The organism is Pseudoxanthomonas wuyuanensis (assembly GCF_900215535.1).
GTDB classification, from domain to species: domain Bacteria; phylum Pseudomonadota; class Gammaproteobacteria; order Xanthomonadales; family Xanthomonadaceae; genus Pseudoxanthomonas_A; species Pseudoxanthomonas_A wuyuanensis.
On the sequence record NZ_OCND01000004.1, the window covers coordinates 256,081 to 275,895 of the forward strand.

The 19,815-nt window shown below is 63.8% G+C and carries 15 protein-coding genes, 5 tRNA genes and 1 other RNA gene; all 21 read right to left on the reverse strand.

Annotation, left to right across the window (positions count from 1 at the left end; all coding sequences use genetic code 11):
• Window positions 1-109: 109 nt before the first annotated feature.
• A complete protein-coding gene (gene rpsG / locus CRO39_RS10510; RefSeq protein WP_097121900.1) occupies window positions 110-577 on the reverse strand; it encodes a 30S ribosomal protein S7 in 468 nt (155 codons plus the stop codon).
• 12 nt (window positions 578-589) lie between these two features.
• Window positions 590-964: a 30S ribosomal protein S12 gene (rpsL, locus tag CRO39_RS10515; protein WP_097122018.1), complete on the reverse strand. Its 375-nt coding sequence runs from the start codon at window positions 962-964 to the stop codon at window positions 590-592.
• A gap of 229 nt (window positions 965-1,193) precedes the next feature.
• Window positions 1,194-5,426, reverse strand: coding sequence for a DNA-directed RNA polymerase subunit beta' (rpoC, locus tag CRO39_RS10520; protein WP_097121901.1), 4,233 nt, complete (start codon window positions 5,424-5,426; stop codon window positions 1,194-1,196).
• A 146-nt stretch (window positions 5,427-5,572) separates the two neighbouring features.
• Window positions 5,573-9,721 (reverse strand): DNA-directed RNA polymerase subunit beta, encoded by a 4,149-nt coding sequence (rpoB, locus tag CRO39_RS10525; protein ID WP_097121902.1) that lies wholly within the window; start codon window positions 9,719-9,721, stop codon window positions 5,573-5,575.
• A 346-nt stretch (window positions 9,722-10,067) separates the two neighbouring features.
• The gene (gene rplL, locus CRO39_RS10530) at window positions 10,068-10,436 is read right to left on the reverse strand and encodes a 50S ribosomal protein L7/L12 (protein ID WP_097121903.1); all 369 of its coding nucleotides are present in this window, start codon (window positions 10,434-10,436) and stop codon (window positions 10,068-10,070) included.
• Window positions 10,437-10,510: 74 nt separating this feature from the next.
• On the reverse strand, window positions 10,511-11,041 hold the full coding sequence (gene rplJ, locus CRO39_RS10535; RefSeq protein WP_097121904.1) for a 50S ribosomal protein L10: 531 nt from the start codon (window positions 11,039-11,041) through the stop codon (window positions 10,511-10,513).
• A gap of 541 nt (window positions 11,042-11,582) precedes the next feature.
• Entirely contained in the window at window positions 11,583-12,281 is a 699-nt protein-coding gene (gene rplA / locus CRO39_RS10540; RefSeq protein ID WP_097121905.1) for a 50S ribosomal protein L1, read from the reverse strand.
• A gap of 4 nt (window positions 12,282-12,285) precedes the next feature.
• The gene (gene rplK / locus CRO39_RS10545) at window positions 12,286-12,714 is read right to left on the reverse strand and encodes a 50S ribosomal protein L11 (RefSeq protein ID WP_097121906.1); all 429 of its coding nucleotides are present in this window, start codon (window positions 12,712-12,714) and stop codon (window positions 12,286-12,288) included.
• A gap of 215 nt (window positions 12,715-12,929) precedes the next feature.
• Window positions 12,930-13,487 (reverse strand): transcription termination/antitermination protein NusG, encoded by a 558-nt coding sequence (nusG, locus tag CRO39_RS10550; protein WP_097122019.1) that lies wholly within the window; start codon window positions 13,485-13,487, stop codon window positions 12,930-12,932.
• 13 nt (window positions 13,488-13,500) lie between these two features.
• Window positions 13,501-13,890, reverse strand: a complete 390-nt coding sequence (secE, locus tag CRO39_RS10555; RefSeq protein WP_097121907.1) for a preprotein translocase subunit SecE — start codon at window positions 13,888-13,890, stop codon at window positions 13,501-13,503.
• Between the two features lie 68 nt (window positions 13,891-13,958).
• Window positions 13,959-14,034: transfer RNA gene (locus CRO39_RS10560), tRNA-Trp, on the reverse strand.
• Between the two features lie 143 nt (window positions 14,035-14,177).
• Window positions 14,178-15,368, reverse strand: a complete 1,191-nt coding sequence (gene tuf / locus CRO39_RS10565) for an elongation factor Tu (protein WP_097121898.1) — start codon at window positions 15,366-15,368, stop codon at window positions 14,178-14,180.
• 55 nt (window positions 15,369-15,423) lie between these two features.
• A tRNA-Thr gene (locus CRO39_RS10570) sits at window positions 15,424-15,499 on the reverse strand.
• Between the two features lie 42 nt (window positions 15,500-15,541).
• Window positions 15,542-15,615 (reverse strand) — tRNA-Gly (locus CRO39_RS10575).
• Between the two features lie 78 nt (window positions 15,616-15,693).
• Window positions 15,694-15,826: non-coding RNA, RtT sRNA (locus CRO39_RS10580), on the reverse strand.
• A 40-nt stretch (window positions 15,827-15,866) separates the two neighbouring features.
• Window positions 15,867-15,952 (reverse strand) — tRNA-Tyr (locus tag CRO39_RS10585).
• 109 nt (window positions 15,953-16,061) lie between these two features.
• Complete coding sequence (gene ychF, locus CRO39_RS10590; RefSeq protein WP_097121908.1) at window positions 16,062-17,153, reverse strand: redox-regulated ATPase YchF; 1,092 nt, start codon at window positions 17,151-17,153, stop codon at window positions 16,062-16,064.
• 68 nt (window positions 17,154-17,221) lie between these two features.
• The gene (gene pth / locus CRO39_RS10595) at window positions 17,222-17,806 is read right to left on the reverse strand and encodes an aminoacyl-tRNA hydrolase (RefSeq protein WP_097121909.1); all 585 of its coding nucleotides are present in this window, start codon (window positions 17,804-17,806) and stop codon (window positions 17,222-17,224) included.
• Window positions 17,807-17,863: 57 nt separating this feature from the next.
• Entirely contained in the window at window positions 17,864-18,526 is a 663-nt protein-coding gene (locus CRO39_RS10600) for a 50S ribosomal protein L25/general stress protein Ctc (protein WP_097121910.1), read from the reverse strand.
• Window positions 18,527-18,702: 176 nt separating this feature from the next.
• Complete coding sequence (locus CRO39_RS10605) at window positions 18,703-19,662, reverse strand: ribose-phosphate diphosphokinase (protein ID WP_097122020.1); 960 nt, start codon at window positions 19,660-19,662, stop codon at window positions 18,703-18,705.
• Between the two features lie 74 nt (window positions 19,663-19,736).
• Window positions 19,737-19,812, reverse strand: a tRNA-Gln gene (locus CRO39_RS10610).
• Window positions 19,813-19,815 lie beyond the last annotated feature (3 nt).

The window sequence follows — 19,815 nt, forward strand, 5'->3', positions numbered from 1 at the left end:
CACATGACCGAACGCCGCCCTGAGGCGGCCTTCGGATTCACCATGCGACGTAAGCCGCCGCAAGAGCACCTAGATGGTGCCGGGGGCCCCTAAAAGCAAGGGGCCAGGATTACCAGCGGTAGTGCGCGAACGCCTTGTTGGCTTCCGCCATGCGGTGGGTTTCTTCACGCTTCTTGATGGCGCCGCCACGATTTTCCGAGGCGTCCAGCAGTTCGGCGGCCAGCTTGCGCGGCATCGTGTTTTCGCCGCGCTTGCGCGCGGATTCGATCAGCCAGCGCATGGCCAGGGCCAGGCGGCGGGTGGAACGGACTTCGACCGGCACCTGGTAGGTGGCGCCGCCGACGCGGCGGGACTTCACCTCGACGGTCGGGGCGACGTTGTCCAGCGCCTTCTCGACCAGTTCCAGGGCATTGGGGTTCTTCTCACCGATGACGTCCATGGCACCGTAGACGATCTTCTCGGCGACCGACTTCTTGCCGCTGAGCATGACCATGTTGATGAAACGGGCGATGGTCTGGCTGCCGTGCTTGGGATCCGGCAGGACCTGGCGCTGGGGGGTTGAGCCTTTACGCGACATAGTTAGGTTTCCTTATGCCTTCGGGCGCTTGGCGCCGTACTTGGAACGACCCTGGCGGCGCTTGGCGACGCCGGAAGCGTCCAGCGCACCACGCACGGTGTGGTAGCGCACACCCGGCAGGTCCTTGACGCGGCCGCCGCGCACCAGCACCACCGAGTGCTCCTGCAGGTTGTGGCCTTCACCGCCGATGTAGCTGATGATTTCTTCCTGGTTGGTCAGGCGCACCTTAGCCACCTTGCGCAGCGCCGAGTTCGGCTTCTTCGGGGTGGTGGTGTAGACGCGCGTGCAGACGCCGCGACGCTGCGGACACTTGTCCAGCGCCGGGGACTGGCTCTTGTAGGTGGGGGCCTGCCGCGGCTTGCGGACCAGCTGGTTGACGGTTGCCATAGTGGTTTCTTCGTTGAAGGCCGTAGCCTTGTTGCGTGAAAACGAAGGCAGGCCGAAACCGGCCCGCCAAGACGGAAGAGTATAGCTGGCAATCGACAGCATCGTCAACGCGACGCCTGTCGATACCAGTATGCTTTAGCGATCCCGCCCTTCCTGGGCCGAAAACGAGGCGCTCCGTGCGCCTCATTTCGTGGTCTGGGGCGGCCGTCAGGCCGCCGGTAGTGCGTTCTTAGTTGGAACCGGACTCCTCACCCGCCGCTTCGGCGGCGGATTCGACGGCGACCGGGGCTGCCGTTTCGACCGGACCGGCCAGGGCGTCGACCTCGGCCTCGGTCAGACCCGAAGCGTTGCGGCGGCGCTGGTTGTGGTACGCCAGGCCGGTACCGGCCGGAATCAGGCGGCCGACGATGACGTTTTCCTTCAGCCCGCGCAGGTTGTCCTTGGTGCCGCGGACGGCCGCCTCGGTCAGCACGCGGGTGGTTTCCTGGAACGATGCGGCCGAGATGAACGACTCGGTGGCCAGCGAGGCCTTGGTGATGCCCAGCAGGACCGGATCGTACTTGGCCGGCAGTTCATTGCGGGCCTGCGCCTTGGCATTCTCCTCGAGGACACGCTGCTTCTCGGCCTGCTCGCCAGCCAGGAACTTGGTGTTGCCCGGGTCGGTGATCTCGACCTTGCGCAGCATCTGGCGGGTGATCACCTCGATGTGCTTGTCGTTGATCTTCACGCCCTGCAGGCGGTAGACGTCCTGGATTTCCTTGACCAGATAGGCCGCCAGCGGCTCCACGCCCAGCAGGCGCAGGATGTCCTGCGGGCTCGGCTCGCCGTCCACCACGGTTTCGCCCTTGGCCACGTGCTCGCCTTCGAACACGATGATCTGGCGGAACTTGGGAATCAGTTCCTCGTGCTCGGAACCGTCGGTGTCCTTGATGATCAGGCGCTGCTTGCCCTTGGTGTCCTTGCCGAAGCTGATGATGCCCGAACGCTCGGCCAGGATCGCCGGATCCTTGGGCTTGCGCGCTTCGAACAGGTCGGCCACGCGCGGCAGACCGCCGGTGATGTCGCGGGTCTTGGAGGCTTCCTGCGGCACCTTGGTCACCACGTCGCCGACGCCGACCGGCGCGCCGTCCTGCAGGTTGACCACCGAGCGCGGCGGCAGCAGGTACTGCGCCGGCAGATCGGTGCCGGGGATGTTCAGGTCCTTGCCGTCCTTGTCGACGATGCGCACGATCGGGCGCAGATCCTTGCCCTGCGAGCCGCGACGCTTGGGATCGGTGATTTCGCGCGAGGCCAGGCCGGTCAGATCGTCGGTCTTCTCGATCACGGTCACGCCGTCGACGAAGTCGACGAAGCGGACGAAACCGGCCACTTCCGACACGATCGGATGGTTATGCGGATCCCAGTTGGCGACCGACTGGCCGGCGGTGATCTGGTCGCCGTCCTTGACCGTGATGGTGGCGCCGTACGGCAGCTTGTAGCGCTCGCGCTCGCGGCCATGGCCGTCCAGCACCGACAGCTCGCCCGAACGCGACACCGCCACCAGGTGGCCGTTGGCGTGTTCGACGAACTTCAGGTTGTTGAACTTGATCGAGCCGGTGGTCTTGACGGTGATGTTGTCCACCGCCGCCGCACGCGAAGCCGCGCCACCGATGTGGAACGTACGCATGGTCAGCTGGGTGCCGGGCTCGCCGATCGACTGCGCGGCGATGACGCCGACCGCTTCGCCGATGTTGACGGTGTGGCCACGGGCCAGGTCGCGGCCGTAGCAGTGCGCGCAGACGCCGAAGTCGGATTCGCAGGTGATGGTGGAACGCACCTTCAGCGCCTGCACACCGGCATCTTCCAGCTTCTGCACCCAGGCCTCGTCCAGCAGGGTGTTGCGGGTGACGATGGGGTCTTCGTCGTTGCCGGGCAGGAACACGTCCTCGGCCACGATGCGGCCCAGCACGCGCTCGCGCAGCGGCTCGACCACGTCGCCGCCTTCCACGATGGGCGTCATGGTCAGGCCTTCCTGGGTACCGCAGTCGACCTCGGTGATCACCACGTCCTGCGCCACGTCGACCAGTCGGCGGGTCAGGTAGCCGGAGTTGGCGGTCTTCAGCGCGGTATCGGCCAGACCCTTGCGGGCGCCGTGGGTGGAGTTGAAGTACTCCTGCACGTTCAGGCCTTCGCGGAAGTTGGCCTTGATGGGCGTCTCGATGATCGAGCCGTCCGGGCGGGCCATCAGGCCGCGCATGCCGGCCAGCTGGCGGATCTGCGCCTGCGAACCGCGGGCGCCGGAGTCGGCCATGATGTACAGCGAGTTCATCGACTTCTGGTCGATGGTCTCGCCCTTGGCGTTCTGCACCTTGTCGGTACCGATGGTGTCCATCATCGCCTTGGCGATGCGCTCATTGGTGCGCGACCAGATGTCGACCACCTTGTTGTAGCGCTCGCCGGCGGTGACCAGACCGCTCTGGTACTGCTCCTGGATTTCCAGCACTTCCTGTTCGGCCTCGCCCAGGATGCCCTTCTTCTCGACCGGAATCAGCATGTCGTCGATACCGATCGACACGCCGGCGCGGGTGGCGTAGGCGAAGCCGGTGTACATCAGCTTGTCGGCGAACACGACCGTATCCTTCAGCCCCAGCATGCGGTAGCTGGAGTTGATCAGGCGGCTGATGTTCTTCTTGGTCAGCTCGGTGTTGGCGAGCGCGAACGGCAGGCCTTCGGGCAGGATTTCGGCCAGCAGCGCGCGACCGATCGTAGTGTCCACGATCGAGGTCTTCTTTTCGCGGTTGCCTTCCTCGTCGATCACCGTCTCGGCGATGCGTACCTTGACCTTGGCGTGCAGCTCGACCACGCGGTTGTCGTAGGCGCGCTTGACCTCGGCGATGTTGGCGAACGCCATGCCCTCGCCCTTCTTGTTCTCAAGGGCGCGGGTCATGTAGTACAGGCCCAGCACCACGTCCTGCGACGGCACGATGATCGGCTCGCCGTTGGCCGGCGACAGGATGTTGTTGGAGGACATCATCAGCGCACGCGCTTCCAGCTGGGCTTCCAGGCTCAGCGGAACGTGCACGGCCATCTGGTCACCGTCGAAGTCGGCGTTGAACGCGGTGCAGACCAGCGGGTGCAGCTGGATGGCCTTGCCTTCGATCAGCACCGGCTCGAACGCCTGGATGCCCAGGCGGTGCAGGGTCGGCGCGCGGTTCAGCAGCACCGGGTGCTCGCGGATAACCTCTTCCAGGATGTCCCAGACTTCGGCTTCTTCGCGCTCGACCAGCTTCTTGGCGGCCTTGATGGTGGTGGCCAGGCCACGGCGCTGCAGCTTGGCGAACACGAACGGCTTGAACAGTTCCAGCGCCATCTTCTTCGGCAGGCCGCACTCGTGCAGGCGCAGGGTCGGGCCGACCACGATGACCGAACGGCCGGAGTAGTCCACGCGCTTGCCCAGCAGGTTCTGGCGGAAGCGGCCCTGCTTGCCCTTGATCATGTCGGCCAGCGACTTCAGCGGACGCTTGTTGGTGCCGGTGATGGCGCGGCCGCGGCGGCCGTTGTCCATCAGGGCGTCAACCGACTCCTGCAGCATGCGCTTTTCGTTGCGCACGATGATGTCCGGCGCATTCAGCTCCAGCAGGCGGCGCAGGCGGTTGTTGCGGTTGATGACGCGGCGGTACAGGTCGTTCAGGTCGGAGGTCGCGAAGCGGCCGCCGTCCAGCGGCACCAGCGGGCGCAGATCCGGCGGCAGCACCGGCAGCACGGTCATCACCATCCACTCCGGACGGTTGCCCGATTCCAGGAAGGCTTCGACCAGCTTGATGCGCTTGGTCAGGCGCTTGAGCTTGGTTTCCGAGCCGGTGCTGGCGATTTCCTCGCGCAGGGTCACCATTTCCGACTGCAGATCGATGGTGCGCAGCAGGTCGTAGACCGCCTCGGCGCCCATGGCCGCGTCGAAATCGTCGCCATGTTCCTGGCGCGCGGTCATGTACTGCTCTTCGGTCAGCAACTGGCGGCGTTCCAGCGCGGTCAGGCCCGGCTCGGTCACCACGTAGGCTTCGAAATACAGCACGCGCTCGATGTCGCGCAGGGTCATGTCCAGCATCAGGCCGATGCGCGAGGGCAGCGACTTCAGGAACCAGATGTGCGCAACCGGGCTGGCCAGGTCGATATGGCCCATGCGCTCGCGGCGCACCTTGGCCAGGGTCACTTCGGTGCCGCACTTCTCGCAGACCACGCCGCGGTGCTTCATGCGCTTGTACTTGCCGCACAGGCACTCGTAGTCCTTGATCGGTCCGAAGATGGCGGCGCAGAACAGGCCGTCGCGCTCGGGCTTGAAGGTGCGGTAGTTGATGGTTTCCGGCTTCTTCACTTCGCCGAAGGACCACGAACGGATCAGGTCCGGCGAGGCCAGCGCGATCTTGATCGCGTCGAAGTCCAGCGTCTGGCGCTGCTGGTTGAAGAGGTTGAGCAGGTCTTTCATTTGATATCTCCGGGTCGGAGGAATTCGTATCTGGGACGGGGCGAGGAGAACTTTCTACGGGACTCGGGACTCGGGGCCGGAAAATCGAAAAGCACTTAGCCTTTCGCTTTACGAGTCCCTAGTCCCGGCCCCCGAGTCCCTGCCTTTCAGTCTTCCAATTCCATGTTGATGGCCAGCGAACGGATTTCCTTCACCAGTACGTTGAAGGATTCCGGCATGCCGGCGACCATCTCGTGTTCGCCGTCGACGATGTTCTTGTACATCTGGTTGCGGCCCTGCACGTCGTCGGACTTGACCGTCAGCATTTCCTGCAGGGTGTGCGCCGCGCCGTAGGCTTCCAGCGCCCAGACTTCCATTTCGCCGAAGCGCTGACCGCCGAACTGCGCCTTGCCGCCCAGCGGCTGCTGGGTGACCAGCGAGTACGGGCCAGTCGAACGCGCGTGCATCTTGTCGTCCACCAGATGGTTGAGCTTCAGCATGTGCATGTAGCCGACCGTGGTGTGGCGGTCGAACGCCTCGCCGGTGCGGCCGTCGTACAGCTGGGTCTGGCCGCTGATCGGCAGATCGGCCAGTTCCAGCATGGCCTTGATCTCGCTTTCGGCCGCACCGTCGAACACCGGAGTGGCCATCGGCACGCCGTCGGTCAGGTTCTTGGCCAGCGCGATCAGTTCCTCGTCGCTGAACTGTCCCAGGTCCACGCGCTCCTCGCCCAGCTTCAGATCATGGTTGTAGATCTGATGCAGGAACTTGCGCAGATCGGCCACCTTGGCCTGCGCCTCGAGCATGTTCTGGATCTTGCGACCCAGGCCCTTGGCGGCCCAGCCCAGGTGGACTTCCAGCACCTGGCCGATGTTCATACGCGACGGCACGCCCAGCGGGTTCAGCACGATGTCGACGGTCTCGCCGTTGGCCATGTACGGCATGTCCTCAACCGGCACGATGGTCGAAACCACGCCCTTGTTGCCGTGACGGCCGGCCATCTTGTCGCCGGGCTGGATGCGGCGCTTGACGGCCAGGTAGACCTTGACCATCTTCAGCACGCCCGGGGCCAGATCGTCGCCGGCGGTGATCTTGCCGCGCTTGTCGGCGAAACGACGCTCGAATTCCTTCTCGTGCGCCTGGATCTGCTTCTGTGCGCGCTCGATCGCGTCGACCGCGTCGTCATCCTTCATGCGGATGGCGAACCAGTCGGCCTTCTTCAAGCCGTCCAGGTAGGCGTCAGTGATGGTGTCGCCCTTCTTCAGGCCGGTACCGCCGTTGGCGACCTTGCCGACCAGCGACGAGCGCAGGCGGGCGTAGATGGCGCCTTCCAGGATACGGAACTGATCGTCGAAGTCCTTCTTGACGCGCTTGATCTCGTTTTCCTCGATCTGGCGCGCGCGCTTGTCCTTCTCGATGCCGTCGCGGGTGAAGACCTGCACGTCGATGACGGTGCCGTCCATGCCCGGCGGCACGCGCAGCGAGCTGTCCTTAACGTCGGAGGCCTTCTCGCCGAAGATCGCGCGCAGCAGCTTCTCTTCCGGGGTCAGCTGGCTCTCGCCCTTCGGCGTGACCTTGCCGACCAGGATGTCGCCGGCGCGCACCTCGGCGCCGATATACACCACGCCGCTCTCGTCCAGGCGGTTCAGTGCCTGCTCGGAAACGTTGGGGATGTCGGCGGAGATTTCTTCCGGTCCCAGCTTGGTGTCGCGGGCGACGCAGGTCAGCTCTTCGATGTGGATCGTGGTGTAGCGATCCTCTTCCACCACGCGCTCGGACAGCAGGATGGAGTCTTCGAAGTTGTAGCCGTTCCACGGCATGAACGCGATCAGCATGTTCTGGCCCAGGGCCAGTTCGCCGATGTCGGTGGACGGGCCGTCGGCCAGCACGTCGCCGCGGGCGATGACATCGCCCACGTTGACCAGCGGGGTCTGGTTGATACAGGTGTTCTGGTTGGAACGGGTGTACTTGATCAGCGAGTAGATATCGACGCCGGCATCGTGTTCGCCGGAGATTTCCTCCTCGTTGACCTTGACCACGATGCGGCCGGCATCGATCTGCTCGACCACACCGCCGCGCAGCGCGTTGACGGTCACGCCGGAGTCGCGCGCCACGGCGCGCTCGATGCCGGTGCCTACCAGCGGCTTCTGCGCGCGCAGCGTCGGCACGGCCTGGCGCTGCATGTTGGCGCCCATCAGCGCGCGGTTGGCGTCATCGTGCTCCAGGAACGGCACCAGCGCGGCGGCGATCGACACCGTCTGCATCGGCGAGACGTCCATGTAGTCCACTTCGCTCGGCGGCTTCAGCAGCGATTCGCCCTGCTGGCGGCACGGCACGAACTGCTCGGTCAGCTTGCCCTTGGCGTCATGCAGCGCATTGGCCTGGGCAATGACGTACTCGTTCTCCTCGATCGCCGACAGGTATTCGATCTCGTCGCTGACGACGCCGTCGACGACCTTGCGGTACGGGGTTTCCAGGAAGCCATAGCCATTGGTGCGGGCGTACACGGCCAGCGAGTTGATCAGGCCGATGTTCGGGCCTTCCGGCGTCTCGATGGTGCAGACGCGGCCGTAATGGGTCGGATGCACGTCGCGCACTTCGAAGCCGGCGCGCTCGCGGGTCAGGCCGCCCGGGCCCAGCGCCGAAACGCGGCGCTTGTGGGTGACTTCCGACAGCGGATTGTTCTGGTCCATGAACTGCGACAGCTGCGAGGAGCCGAAGAACTCCTTGATCGCCGCGGCCACCGGCTTGGCGTTGATCAGTTCCTGCGGGGTCAGGCCCTCGGACTCGGCCATCGACAGGCGCTCCTTGACCGCGCGCTCGACGCGGACCAGGCCCACGCGGAACACGTTCTCGGCCATTTCGCCGACCGAACGCACGCGGCGGTTGCCGAGGTGATCGATGTCGTCGACGACGCCGCGGCCGTTGCGGATCTCGGTCAGGACCTTGATGACTTCCAGGATGTCCGAGGTCTCGCCCAGTTCGGCGACCAGACGCTTGGATTCCTCATCGTTGCGCGCACCGAAGTACTTCTTGTCGTACAGCACCGACTCGCCGGTGACTTCCTTGCGGCCGACCCGGCGGTTGAACTTCATGCGGCCGACGTTGGACAGGTCGTAGCGCTCGAAGGTGAAGAACAGGTTATGGAACAGGTTCTGCGCGGCGTCCTTGGTCGGCGGCTCGCCCGGACGCATCATCCGGTAGATTTCCACCAGCGCTTCCAGCTGCGTCTTGGACGGGTCGATGCGCAGGGTGTTGGACAGGTACGGACCGCGATCCAGATCGTTGACCCACAGCGTGCCGACCGCGTCGACGCCGGCCTTGCGGAACGCGATCAGCTGGTCTTCGCTGATTTCGTCGTTGGCAGTGGCCAGCAGTTCGCCGGTGTTGGCGTCGATAACGTCATGCGACAGGATGCGGCCGACCAGGTACTCGTCCGGCACCGCCAGGGCGGCGATGCCGCTCTGCTCCAGCTGCTTGACGTGGCGCGCGGTGATGCGCTTGCCGGCTTCGACGATGACCTTGTCGCCGTCGGCCAGATCGAAGTTCAGCGTTTCGCCGCGCAGGCGCTCGGCCACCAGTTCCAGCTGCACGCCTTCGGGCAGGATGTGGAAGGTGTTGATGTCGAAGAACTCGTTCAACATCTCTTCGTTGCTGTAGCCCAGCGCACGCAACAGGATGGTCACCGGCAGCTTGCGGCGACGGTCGATACGGGTGAACAGCGCGTCCTTCGGGTCGAACTCGAAGTCCAGCCAGGAGCCGCGGTAAGGAATGATGCGGGCGCTGTACAGCAGCTTGCCCGAGCTGTGGGTCTTGCCGCGGTCGTGATCGAAGAACACGCCCGGGCTGCGGTGCAGCTGCGAAACGATGACGCGCTCGGTGCCGTTGACGATGAAGGTGCCGTTGTCGGTCATCAGCGGGATTTCGCCCAGATAGACCTCCTGTTCCTTCACGTACTTGATGGCCTTGGTGGACGACTCGCGGTCGTAGATCACCAGGCGCACGGTGACGCGCAGCGGGGCGCCGTAGCTCAGCCCGCGGTTACGGCATTCGCGCTCGTCGAAGCCCGGCTCGCCCAGCTTGTAGCCGACATATTCCAGCGCGGCGTTGCCGCTGTAGCTGGCGATCGGGAACACGGACTTCAGCGCGGCATGCAGGCCCTTGTCCTCGCGCTTGGAAGGCTCTACGTGTTCCTGCAGGAATTCACGGTAGGAATCGACCTGGATGGCGAGCAGGAACGGGACCTCGAGGATCTGGCGCTGCTTGCCGAAATCCTTGCGGATACGCTTCTTTTCGGTGAACGAATATGTCGTCATTTGACTAGTCGCCTTTGGCATCTGGGCTGCGCTTGCGCAGTCCCGGGGGAACGGTAAATCGTCAGTTGGAAGTCGCTGGTATTGCCGGCACCAGCACGCCTTCTCTTGCTACTTCCAACTACCAACTCGGTTTTTTTAAGCCGGTGAAGGGTCAAATCGCGCTTCGCGCCGCAAATGGCCAGTCAAGAGCGATGCTCCCATTGGCCATGCACAGGCCGCGTAAGCGGCCGACTTCACAGCCTCGCTAGGCGAGGCGACTTCACCGCACAACAACAACGACCGAAGGCCAGGGGCTTGCGCCCCCGGCCTCGGTGTGTCGCCAATGTCAGCCGGCGACGGATTTCGCTTACTTCACTTCGACAGTCGCACCAGCGGCTTCGAGGTCCTTCTTGAACTTGTCGGCATCTTCCTTCGACACGCCTTCCTTGACCACGCCACCGGCTTCGGTGAGGTCCTTGGCTTCCTTCAGGCCCAGGCCGGTGATGGCGCGGACAGCCTTGATGACTTCCACCTTCTTGTCGCCAGCGGACTTCAGGATGATGTTGAACTCGGTCTGCTCTTCGACAGCGGCAACCGGACCGGCGGCAGCAACGGCGGCAACCGGAGCGGCGGCGGACACGCCGAACTTCTCTTCGATGGCCTTGACCAGCTCCATCACTTCCATCAGGGTCTTTTCGGCGATGGCGTCGACGATCTGTTCGTTAGACAGGGACATTGTGATTACCTTTGAAAATTTTTCTGGGTGAGGTTCGTTGGAACCGTACGGGTATCGAACTTGGGCAGCTGCGCTCAGGCTTCAGCCGGGGCTTCTTCAGCAGCGGCTTCTTCGCCGCCGCCCTGCTTGTCGCCCACGGCCTTGACCGCGCGGGCGAACATGCTTGCCGGTTCGGCCAGCACGCGGGCCAGCATGGCCAGCGCCTGATCGAGCGTCGGCAGCGAAGCCAGCACGTCGACATGGCTGGCCGGATACAGCTGGCCCCCTACGGCGACGATCTTGGGCTGCAGCTTGTCGTTGCCCTTGGCGAATTCCTTGATCAGGCGACCGGCGGCGCCGGGCTCCTCGGTCGAGAACGCATACAGCAAAGGACCGACCAGCGCATCTTTGGTGCACTCGTATTCGGTACCTTCCACGGCGCGCGCGGCCAGCGTGTTCTTGACGACTCTCAAGTACACGCCGGATTCGCGGGCCTTCTTGCGCATCTCGGTCATCTGCGTGACCGTGGTGCCTGCGTACTCGGCGGCGATCAGGGAGTGGGCCTTGGCGGCGACGTCTGCCAGCTCGGCGACAACTTCTTGCTTCTGGGACAGATTAAGAGCCATAAACACTCCTCTTGTGAACTCCGCTCACGGCTCCTGCCGCTTGCGGTCCTGGGCGGCGCCCCTCCCTGGGCACCGGGGACGCTGCGCGTCCCGGTGGTGGCCTTTCTGACTGGCATCCCCAGAAGGGTGGAACCAGAAAACTTCCAGAAGGCGGCACCATCTACGCGGGCACGATTCCGGCGATGGAATCGAATTAAGCGATCCCGCTGTACCGATGGCGACTCCCTGCCGTGATCAAGCTTCCCTGCCCGTCATCGATATGCGCTGACCGCACCTGCGGTCTTTGACAGCTATCGCATCGGGCCGGAGCCCTCCGCGATTGCCCTCAAAAGCTTAGGAACGAGTGGTTAGGAACGAGAAACGAGTGGGATTTGGCCGTCCCCGCTTTTACTCGTTTCTCATGTCTCTCTACTCGTTCCTGCTTTCATACTTATTGCTATCAAAACTTCCAGAAACGAGTGGAGAGGAACCAGAAACGAGTGAACCGCTTTCGCCGTCGCTTTTACTCGTTCCTCACTCCTCGTCACTCGTTCCTGCTTTCTTACTTCAAGGACAGCGAGGACTGGTCCACGGTCACGCCGGGGCCCATGGTCGAGCTGACCGAGACCTTCTGCAGGTACTGGCCCTTGGAGGTCGCCGGCTTGGCCTTGACCAGATCGGCCAGCAGGGCCTGCAGGTTCGACTTCAGCGCTTCGTCTTCGAAGCTGGCCTTGCCGATGGTGCAGTGGATGATGCCGGCCTTGTCGGTGCGGTAACGCACCTGGCCCGACTTGGCGTTCTTCACCGCTTCTGCCGGGTTCGGCGACACGGTGCCGACCTTGGGGTTGGGCATCAGGCCGCGCGGGCCCAGCACCGTACCCAGCTTGCCGACCACGCGCATCGCGTCCGGCGTGGCGATGACCACGTCGTAGTTGATGTCGCCGGCCAGCATCTTCTCGGCCAGATCGTCCATGCCGACGGCTTCGGCGCCGGCGGCGGCGGCTTCGTCAGCCTTGGCGCCGGCCGGGGCGAACACCGCCACGCGCACCGACTTGCCGGTACCTGCCGGCAGCACGGTGGAACCGCGCACCTGCTGGTCGGACTTCTTGGCGTCCACGCCCAGGCGCACGGCCACGTCGACGGATTCGACAAACTTGGCCTTGGTGGCGGTCTTGACGATCTTCAGCGCTTCTTCGATCGAATAGGCCTTGCCCGGGGTCACTGCAGCGAAAATCGCTTTCTGTCGTTTGCTCTTTGCCATGGTCTCAGCCCTCCACCGTCAAACCCATCGAACGGGCCGAGCCCGCGATGGTGCGCACTGCAGCGTCCAGATCGGCCGCGGTCAGATCGGGTTCCTTCGCCTTGGCGATTTCCTCGAGCTGCTTGCGGGTGACCTTGCCCACCTTCTCGGTGTTCGGGCGCTTGGAGCCGGACTGGATGCCGACGGCCTTCTTGAGCAGGATGGTCGCCGGGGGCGTCTTGGTGATGAAGGTGAAGGTGCGGTCCGAATAGGCCGTGATCACGGTCGGAATCGGCAAACCCGGTTCCAGCTTCTGGGTGGCGGCATTGAACGCCTTGCAGAATTCCATGATGTTCAGGCCGCGCTGACCCAGCGCAGGACCGACCGGCGGCGAGGGATTGGCCTGGCCGGCCTTTACCTGCAGCTTGATGTAACCGACAACTTTCTTTGCCATCTGAGTCTTCTCCGGGTGCTAGCGCCTGGACGACAGGCTCCCCATCGGGTCGGGAAAATCACGCGTCCCGACAATCGCGTTGCTTTGCTGAATCCATTCGCGCAGACGGCCGCCCAGAGGGCGGCCAGCGCTTCCGCCCGGCTACACCGGACAGTGAGCCGCGCAGTATATCAGGATTTTCCGTCCCCTGCCGAACCGGCCCAGGACGACCGTTCTCAGGCCTTTTCGACCTGGCCGAATTCCAGTTCCACCGGGGTGGAACGGCCGAAAATCAGCACCGCCACCCGCAGGCGGCTCTTTTCGTAGTTGACTTCCTCGACCACGCCGTTGAAGTCGTTGAACGGGCCATCGATGACGCGGACCATCTCGCCCGGCTCGAACAGCACTTTCGGGCGAGGCTTCTCGACGCCTTCCTGCACGCGGTCGAGGATGGCGGCGGCCTCCTCATCGCGGATCGGCAGCGGACGGTCGGCGGTGCCGCCGATGAAGCCCAGCACCTTGGAGGTGTCCTTGACCAGGTGCCAGCTTTCGTTGTCCATGCGCGGGATGCCCGCTTCGTCATGGGTCTCGATCTGCACCAGCACGTAGCCCGGGAAGAACTTGCGTTCGGAACGGCGCTTCTGGCCGGAACGCATTTCCACGACTTCTTCGGTGGGAACCAGCACGTCGCCGAAACGGTCTTCCATGCCGTCGCGGACAATCCGGTCCCGCAACGCCTGCGCCACCGACTTCTCGAAGCCCGAATAGGCGTGTACGACATACCAACGCTTCACTGCGACATTCTCCTCAGCGGCCAAAGTTCAGGAACAGCTCGATCAGCGCTTTGATGGCGAAATCGAACGCCGCCAGAATCAGGCTGAGGATGATGACCACCACGATCACCACCCAGGTAGTGCGCATCGCTTCCTGACGCGTCGGCCAGACGACCTTGCGCATCTCGAAGCGCGACTCGGCCAGGAACTCGCGGGTATCGCGGCCCTTGCTGCTGGTCAGGAACACCACCGCGCCCAGCACAAGTCCGGCGGCCACCGCCAGCGACCGCAGCGGCGTGGCCCACTGGCCGTTGAACCACCACCATGCCGCCAGGCCTGCTGCCACCAGCGCAATCGCGAGGACGTATTTGGCGATGTCGCCAGCCGCAGAAGCGCCCTTGGAATGTTCGACTTTGCTGTTCAAGTCACGGTTGCTCTTTGAGTGACAGCCCGCTCACGAATGAGCGGACGTTTGCGGAGGGATCCGCCATGTGGCACGCCAGGAGGGACTCGAACCCCCAACCTGCGGTTTTGGAGACCGCTGCTCTGCCAATTGAGCTACTGGCGTATGAAATGCTGCTGGTTCCTTTAGACGGCGAAGGCGGACCGAGGTTCCGGCCCGCCATTCGCGCTTTGTCAGCTGGGCCCCGACCTGCGCCGGGATGACGAACCGACAAAGCCGGGCGCGCACTGCGCGCCCGGGTCAGTTCGTCACTTGATGATTTTGGCCACCACGCCGGCGCCAACCGTACGGCCGCCTTCGCGAATCGCAAAGCGCAGGCCTTCGTCCATCGCCACCGGGTTGATGAGCGCCACCGTCATCTTCACGTTGTCGCCCGGCATCACCATCTCCACACCCTCCGGCAGCGTCACCGCGCCGGTGATGTCCGTGGTCCGGAAGTAGAACTGCGGACGGTAGCCCTTGAAGAACGGCGTGTGACGCCCGCCTTCGTCCTTGCTCAGCACGTACACCTCGGCCTCGAACTCGGTGTGCGGGGTAATCGAACCCGGCTTGGCCAGCACCTGCCCGCGCTCCACGTCGTCACGCTTGGTGCCGCGCAGCAGCAGACCGGCGTTGTCGCCCGCCTGGCCCTGGTCCAGCAGCTTGCGGAACATTTCCACGCCCGTCACCGTCGTCTTCTGGGTCGGACGGATGCCCACGATTTCGATTTCGTCGCCCACCTTGATGATGCCGCGCTCAATACGACCGGTCACCACCGTGCCACGGCCGGAAATCGAGAACACGTCTTCCACCGGCATCAGGAACGGCTTGTCGATGTCGCGCTCGGGCTCCGGAATGTAGCTGTCCAGCGCCTCCACCAGCTTGATGATGGCCGGCACGCCAATCTCGCTCTGGTCGCCTTCCAGCGCCTTCAGCGCCGAACCATGAATAATCGGCGTGTCGTCGCCCGGGAAGTCGTACTTGCTCAGCAGCTCGCGAACTTCCATTTCCACCAGCTCCAGCAGCTCGGCGTCGTCCACCATGTCCGCCTTGTTCAGGAACACCACGATGTACGGCACGCCCACCTGGCGCGCCAGCAGAATGTGCTCGCGCGTCTGCGGCATCGGGCCGTCCGCCGCCGAGCACACCAGAATCGCGCCGTCCATCTGCGCCGCACCGGTAATCATGTTCTTCACGTAGTCCGCGTGACCCGGGCAGTCCACATGCGCGTAGTGCCGGTTCGGGCTTTCGTATTCCACATGCGCCGTCGAAATCGTGATGCCGCGCGCCTTCTCTTCCGGCGCCGCGTCAATCGCGTCGTACGCCTTGAACTCGCCGCCAAAGCGCTCCGCGCCCACCTTCGTCAGCGCCGCCGTCAGCGTCGTCTTGCCGTGGTCAACGTGACCAATCGTGCCCACGTTCACGTGCGGCTTGGTGCGTTCGAATTTACCCTTTGCCATGGCTGCCTGTTCTCGAGTAGATCGTTGAATGGATGTTGCTTTTGTGACGCTTGGATGGTGCTCACGAATGGAATCGAACCATCGACCTCCTCCTTACCAAGGAGGTGCTCTACCGACTGAGCTACGTGAGCGTGAAACTGTTTTCGTTGGTGCGGCAATGCAGGAGCGTTCAGTGGAGCGGGAGACGGGAATCGAACCCGCACCATCAGCTTGGAAGGCTGAGGTTCTACCGTTGAACTACTCCCGCGCCGGGAAACCGCAACAACTCGTTTTACTTGTTCTGCCCGGACATCGCTGACAACTGCTGAATCCGGACACATCAATTTGGTGGAGGGAGGTGGATGACTCGGGACTTCGTCCCTCGCCCTCCGGGCCGCACCTCCGGTGCGTTCAGAAGCCCCTTCGGGACTTCTGTCGAACCACTCGGCGGTTCTCACCCACCTCGTGTTTCGCCTGACCGGACATCGCTGACAACTGCTGAATCCGGACACATCAATTTGGTGGAGGGAGGTGGATTCGAACCACCGAAGGCGTAAGCCAGCAGATTTACAGTCTGCCCCCGTTGGCCGCTTGGGTATCCCTCCGGATTCACCGGATTGAGTCGACCGGCGCGGTCAAATTCAAGCCAGGGTGAAACAGCCCGAGATTTTGGCCTGAACCCGCCGCCCTGTCAACGCGCGCGGGCAGGAATTTTCAAACATTGAAGCGGAAGTGCAGTACGTCGCCTTCCTGCACCCGGTATTCCTTGCCTTCCAGGCGCAGGCGGCCGGCGTCGCGGGCGCCGGATTCGCCCTTGTACTTGAGGAAATCGTCGAAGGAGATGGTCTCGGCGCGGATGAAGCCCTTCTCGAAATCGGTATGGATGACCGCCGCGGCCTGCGGGGCGGTGGAACCGGCCTTGACCGTCCAGGCGCGGACTTCCTTTACCCCAGCGGTGAAATAGGTCTGCAGGCCCAGCAGCTTGTAGGCGGCGCGGATGACCCGGTTCAGGCCCGGCTCGTCCAGCCCCAGGTCGGTCAGGAAGGCATCGCGATCGGCATCGTCCAGCTGCGACAGTTCCTCCTCGATGGCGGCCGACACCGGCACCACCTCGGCGCCTTCGGCCGCGGCACGGGCACGCACGGCATCCAGGTGCGGATTGTTGTCGAAGCCGTCTTCCAGCACGTTGGCTACGTACATCACCGGCTTCAGGGTCAGCAGGAACAGGTCCCGGACCAGCGCCTTTTCCTCTTCGTCCAGGCCCAGTGCGCGGCCGGGCCTGCCTTCGCTGAGGCCCGCATGCAGCTTCTGCAAGACCGGCTTGCGGGCGATGGCATCCTTTTCGCCGGCCTTGGCTGAACGTTCGGCGCGGTTGAGTGCTTTTTCGACGCTATCCAGATCCGCCAGCGCCAGCTCGGTGTCGATGGTGTCGATATCCGACAGCGGGTCGACCTTGCCGGCCACATGGACGATATCGCCATGTTCGAAGCAGCGCACCACATGGGTGATGGCATCGACCTCGCGGATATGGGCCAGGAACTTGTTGCCCAGGCCCTCGCCGCTGGCCGCACCGGCCACCAGCCCGGCGATGTCGACGAATTCGACCGCGGTGGGAATGCACTTTTGCGGTTTGACGATTTCGGCCAGTTGGTTCAGCCGCGGGTCCGGTACCGGCACCACGCCGACGTTGGGTTCGATCGTGCAGAACGGAAAATTGGCCGCAGCGATGCCCGCCTTGGTCAGCGCATTGAACAGGGTCGATTTGCCGACGTTGGGCAGACCGACGATGCCGCATTTGATACCCATATTCGAGGAGTGAGCCGTGAGAAGTCAGGAGTGAGTGGCGTGCGCCCTCACTCCTCACTGCTCTCCACTCAACCCTGCTTCACAGTGTGCAGCCGTGTCATCGCATCCATGAAATTGCCTGAAACCGCCAGCGGCAGCGCGTCGATGGCATTGTCGATGGCACGGCCGATCAGGATTTCGTCATCCTTGCCCGGCCTGCCCAGCACCCACGGCGTGACCTTGTCCTTGTGGCCCGGGTGGCCGATGCCGATGCGCAGGCGGTGGAACTTGCCGTGGCCCAGCAATTGCATGGTATCGCGCAGGCCGTTCTGGCCGCCGTGGCCGCCATCGAACTTCAACCGCGCCGTGCCCGGCGCCAGATCCAGTTCGTCGTGCGCCAGCAGCGCCTCTTCCGGGGCGATTTTCCAGTAGCGCAGCGCGGCGTTGACCGATTTGCCGCTGAGGTTCATGTAGGTGGCCGGTTTCAGTAGCCACACCGATTGCCCGGCAATGACCACCTTGGCGGTCTCGCCGAACAGCTTGGATTCCAGACCGAAGCGCACACCCTGTTGTTCTGCCAGGGCATCGACAAAACGGAACCCGGCATTGTGCCGGGTTCGCGCGTGTTCGGCCCCGGGATTGCCCAGTCCGACGATGAGACGCAAGCCTGCCATAACGATACCCGCTGCAGGTTCGCCCACCGCCGCGGCGGCGGGCGAACCCAGGCAGGATTACTTCTTCTCTTCGTCTTTCTTGGCGGCCTTGGTCGCCGGCACTTCGGCCGCAGGCTCTTCTTCCGACTCCGCGGCTTCCACGCGGCCGTGCTTGGCGATGACCACCGCCACATCGTGCTCCTTGCCCAGCTTCAGTTCCGGCAGCTCGACGCCGGCCGGCAGCTTGATGTCGGACAGGTGGATCACGTCGCCGACAGCCAGCGTGGCCAGGTCGACTTCGATGAACTCCGGCAGATCCTTCGGCAGGCAGCTGATCTGCACTTCGTTCAGCTCGTGGGTGACCACGACTTCGGCGGACTTGCCGGCGGGCGACTTGTCCTCGTTGAGGAAGTGCAGCGGCACCGCGGCGCGCAGGGTTTCGTTCTCGTTCACGCGCTGGAAATCCAGGTGCATGATCTGCTGCTTGAACGGGTGACGCTGCATATCGCGCAGCAGCACCTTCTGGATGTCGCCATTGAGGCTCAGATCCAGGATGGACGAGTAGAACCAGTCGTTCTGGCTGGCCAGCCAGACCTCGTTGTGGTTCAGCTGGATGCTGACCGGCTTGAGTTCGCCACCGTAAACGATGGCCGGTACCGTGCCGGCGCGACGCAGGCGGCGGCTCGCACCCTTACCCTCGTCTTCGCGGCGTTGCACCTTGATTTCGTGTGTCGTTGCCATTTTTGCTACTACCTTCAGTTGAATGAACCGCCTCGCGGCGGTTTTGATGACTCTTCCGCGACCAGAAGAGCCGTTTGGGGCAGTGAAGGGATAAGTCACCCGCTGCGCGGGTTGCAAATGGCGAAGAGAAACTCTTTACCACTTGCAGGCGATGCAATCGCAGACTTCACCCTTCACTAATCTACATACAGCGAACTCACCGACTCGCCGAAGGCGATGCGGCGGATGGTTTCGGCCAGCAGCTCGGCCACGCTGAGCTGGCGGATGCGGGTGCAGGCCCTGGCTTCGGGCGACAGCGGGATGGTGTCGGTGACGACCAGTTCATCCAGCAGCGACGCGTTGAGGTTGTTGACCGCCGGACCGGACAGCACCGCATGGGTGCAGTAGGCCGCCACCTTGGTGGCGCCGCGCTCCTTGAGCGCCGCGGCGGCAGCGCACAGGGTACCGGCCGTATCGACGATGTCGTCGACCAGCACGCAGGCCTTGCCTTCGACATCGCCGATGATGTTCATCACCGTCGACACGTTGGCGCGCGGCCGGCGCTTGTCGATGATGGCCAGGTCGGCATCATCCAGCCGCTTGGCGACCGCGCGTGCGCGCACCACACCGCCCACATCGGGCGACACCACCATCATGTTCTCGGTGCCGTAGGCGCGCCAGATGTCGGCCAGCAACAGCGGCGAGGCATACACGTTGTCCACCGGCATGTCGAAGAAGCCCTGGATCTGGTCGGCATGCAGATCCACCGTCAACACCCGGTCGGCATCGACCGCGCTGAACATCTTGGCCGCCACCTTGGCGGTGATGGGCACCCGCGAGGAGCGCATGCGGCGGTCCTGGCGCGAGTAGCCGAAATAAGGCACCACGGCGGTGACGCTGGCGGCCGAGGCGCGCTTGAGCGCGTCGATCAGCACCAGCAGCTCCATCAGGTTTTCCGCGCTGGGCGCGCAGGTCGGCTGCACGACGAAGACTTCCTGCCGGCGCACGTTCTCCTCGATTTCCACCTGCACTTCGCCGTCGGAGAAACGCGAGACCAGCGCCTTGCCCGGGCGCACGCCCAACTCGCGGCAGATGCTGGCCGCCAACGGTTTGTTGGCATTGCCGGAGAAGACAAGCAGATTGCGTTCGTCTTGCATTTTCTTCATCTCGGCACGGGCGGTAATCGAAGGAAACAACTGTGTGATGACAGCATCGCAGCGCGAACTGCAGATGGCTGGGGCGGTAGGATTCGAACCTACGCATGCCGGGATCAAAACCCGGTGCCTTAACCGCTTGGCGACGCCCCAGTG

What these genes read in the sequence shown, in the direction of transcription:
- rpsG (WP_097121900.1), bottom strand. Translation starts at nt 577, where the DNA reads ATGTCGCGTAAAGGCTCAACCCCCCAGCGCCAGGTCCTGCCGGATCCC.
- rpsL (WP_097122018.1), bottom strand. Translation starts at nt 964, where the DNA reads ATGGCAACCGTCAACCAGCTGGTCCGCAAGCCGCGGCAGGCCCCCACC.
- rpoC (WP_097121901.1), bottom strand. Translation starts at nt 5,426, where the DNA reads ATGAAAGACCTGCTCAACCTCTTCAACCAGCAGCGCCAGACGCTGGAC.
- rpoB (WP_097121902.1), bottom strand. Translation starts at nt 9,721, where the DNA reads ATGACGACATATTCGTTCACCGAAAAGAAGCGTATCCGCAAGGATTTC.
- rplL (WP_097121903.1), bottom strand. Translation starts at nt 10,436, where the DNA reads ATGTCCCTGTCTAACGAACAGATCGTCGACGCCATCGCCGAAAAGACC.
- rplJ (WP_097121904.1), bottom strand. Translation starts at nt 11,041, where the DNA reads ATGGCTCTTAATCTGTCCCAGAAGCAAGAAGTTGTCGCCGAGCTGGCA.
- rplA (WP_097121905.1), bottom strand. Translation starts at nt 12,281, where the DNA reads ATGGCAAAGAGCAAACGACAGAAAGCGATTTTCGCTGCAGTGACCCCG.
- rplK (WP_097121906.1), bottom strand. Translation starts at nt 12,714, where the DNA reads ATGGCAAAGAAAGTTGTCGGTTACATCAAGCTGCAGGTAAAGGCCGGC.
- tuf (WP_097121898.1), bottom strand. Translation starts at nt 15,368, where the DNA reads ATGGCAAAGGGTAAATTCGAACGCACCAAGCCGCACGTGAACGTGGGC.
- ychF (WP_097121908.1), bottom strand. Translation starts at nt 17,153, where the DNA reads ATGGGTATCAAATGCGGCATCGTCGGTCTGCCCAACGTCGGCAAATCG.
- pth (WP_097121909.1), bottom strand. Translation starts at nt 17,806, where the DNA reads ATGGCAGGCTTGCGTCTCATCGTCGGACTGGGCAATCCCGGGGCCGAA.
- CRO39_RS10600 (WP_097121910.1), bottom strand. Translation starts at nt 18,526, where the DNA reads ATGGCAACGACACACGAAATCAAGGTGCAACGCCGCGAAGACGAGGGT.
- CRO39_RS10605 (WP_097122020.1), bottom strand. Translation starts at nt 19,662, where the DNA reads ATGCAAGACGAACGCAATCTGCTTGTCTTCTCCGGCAATGCCAACAAA.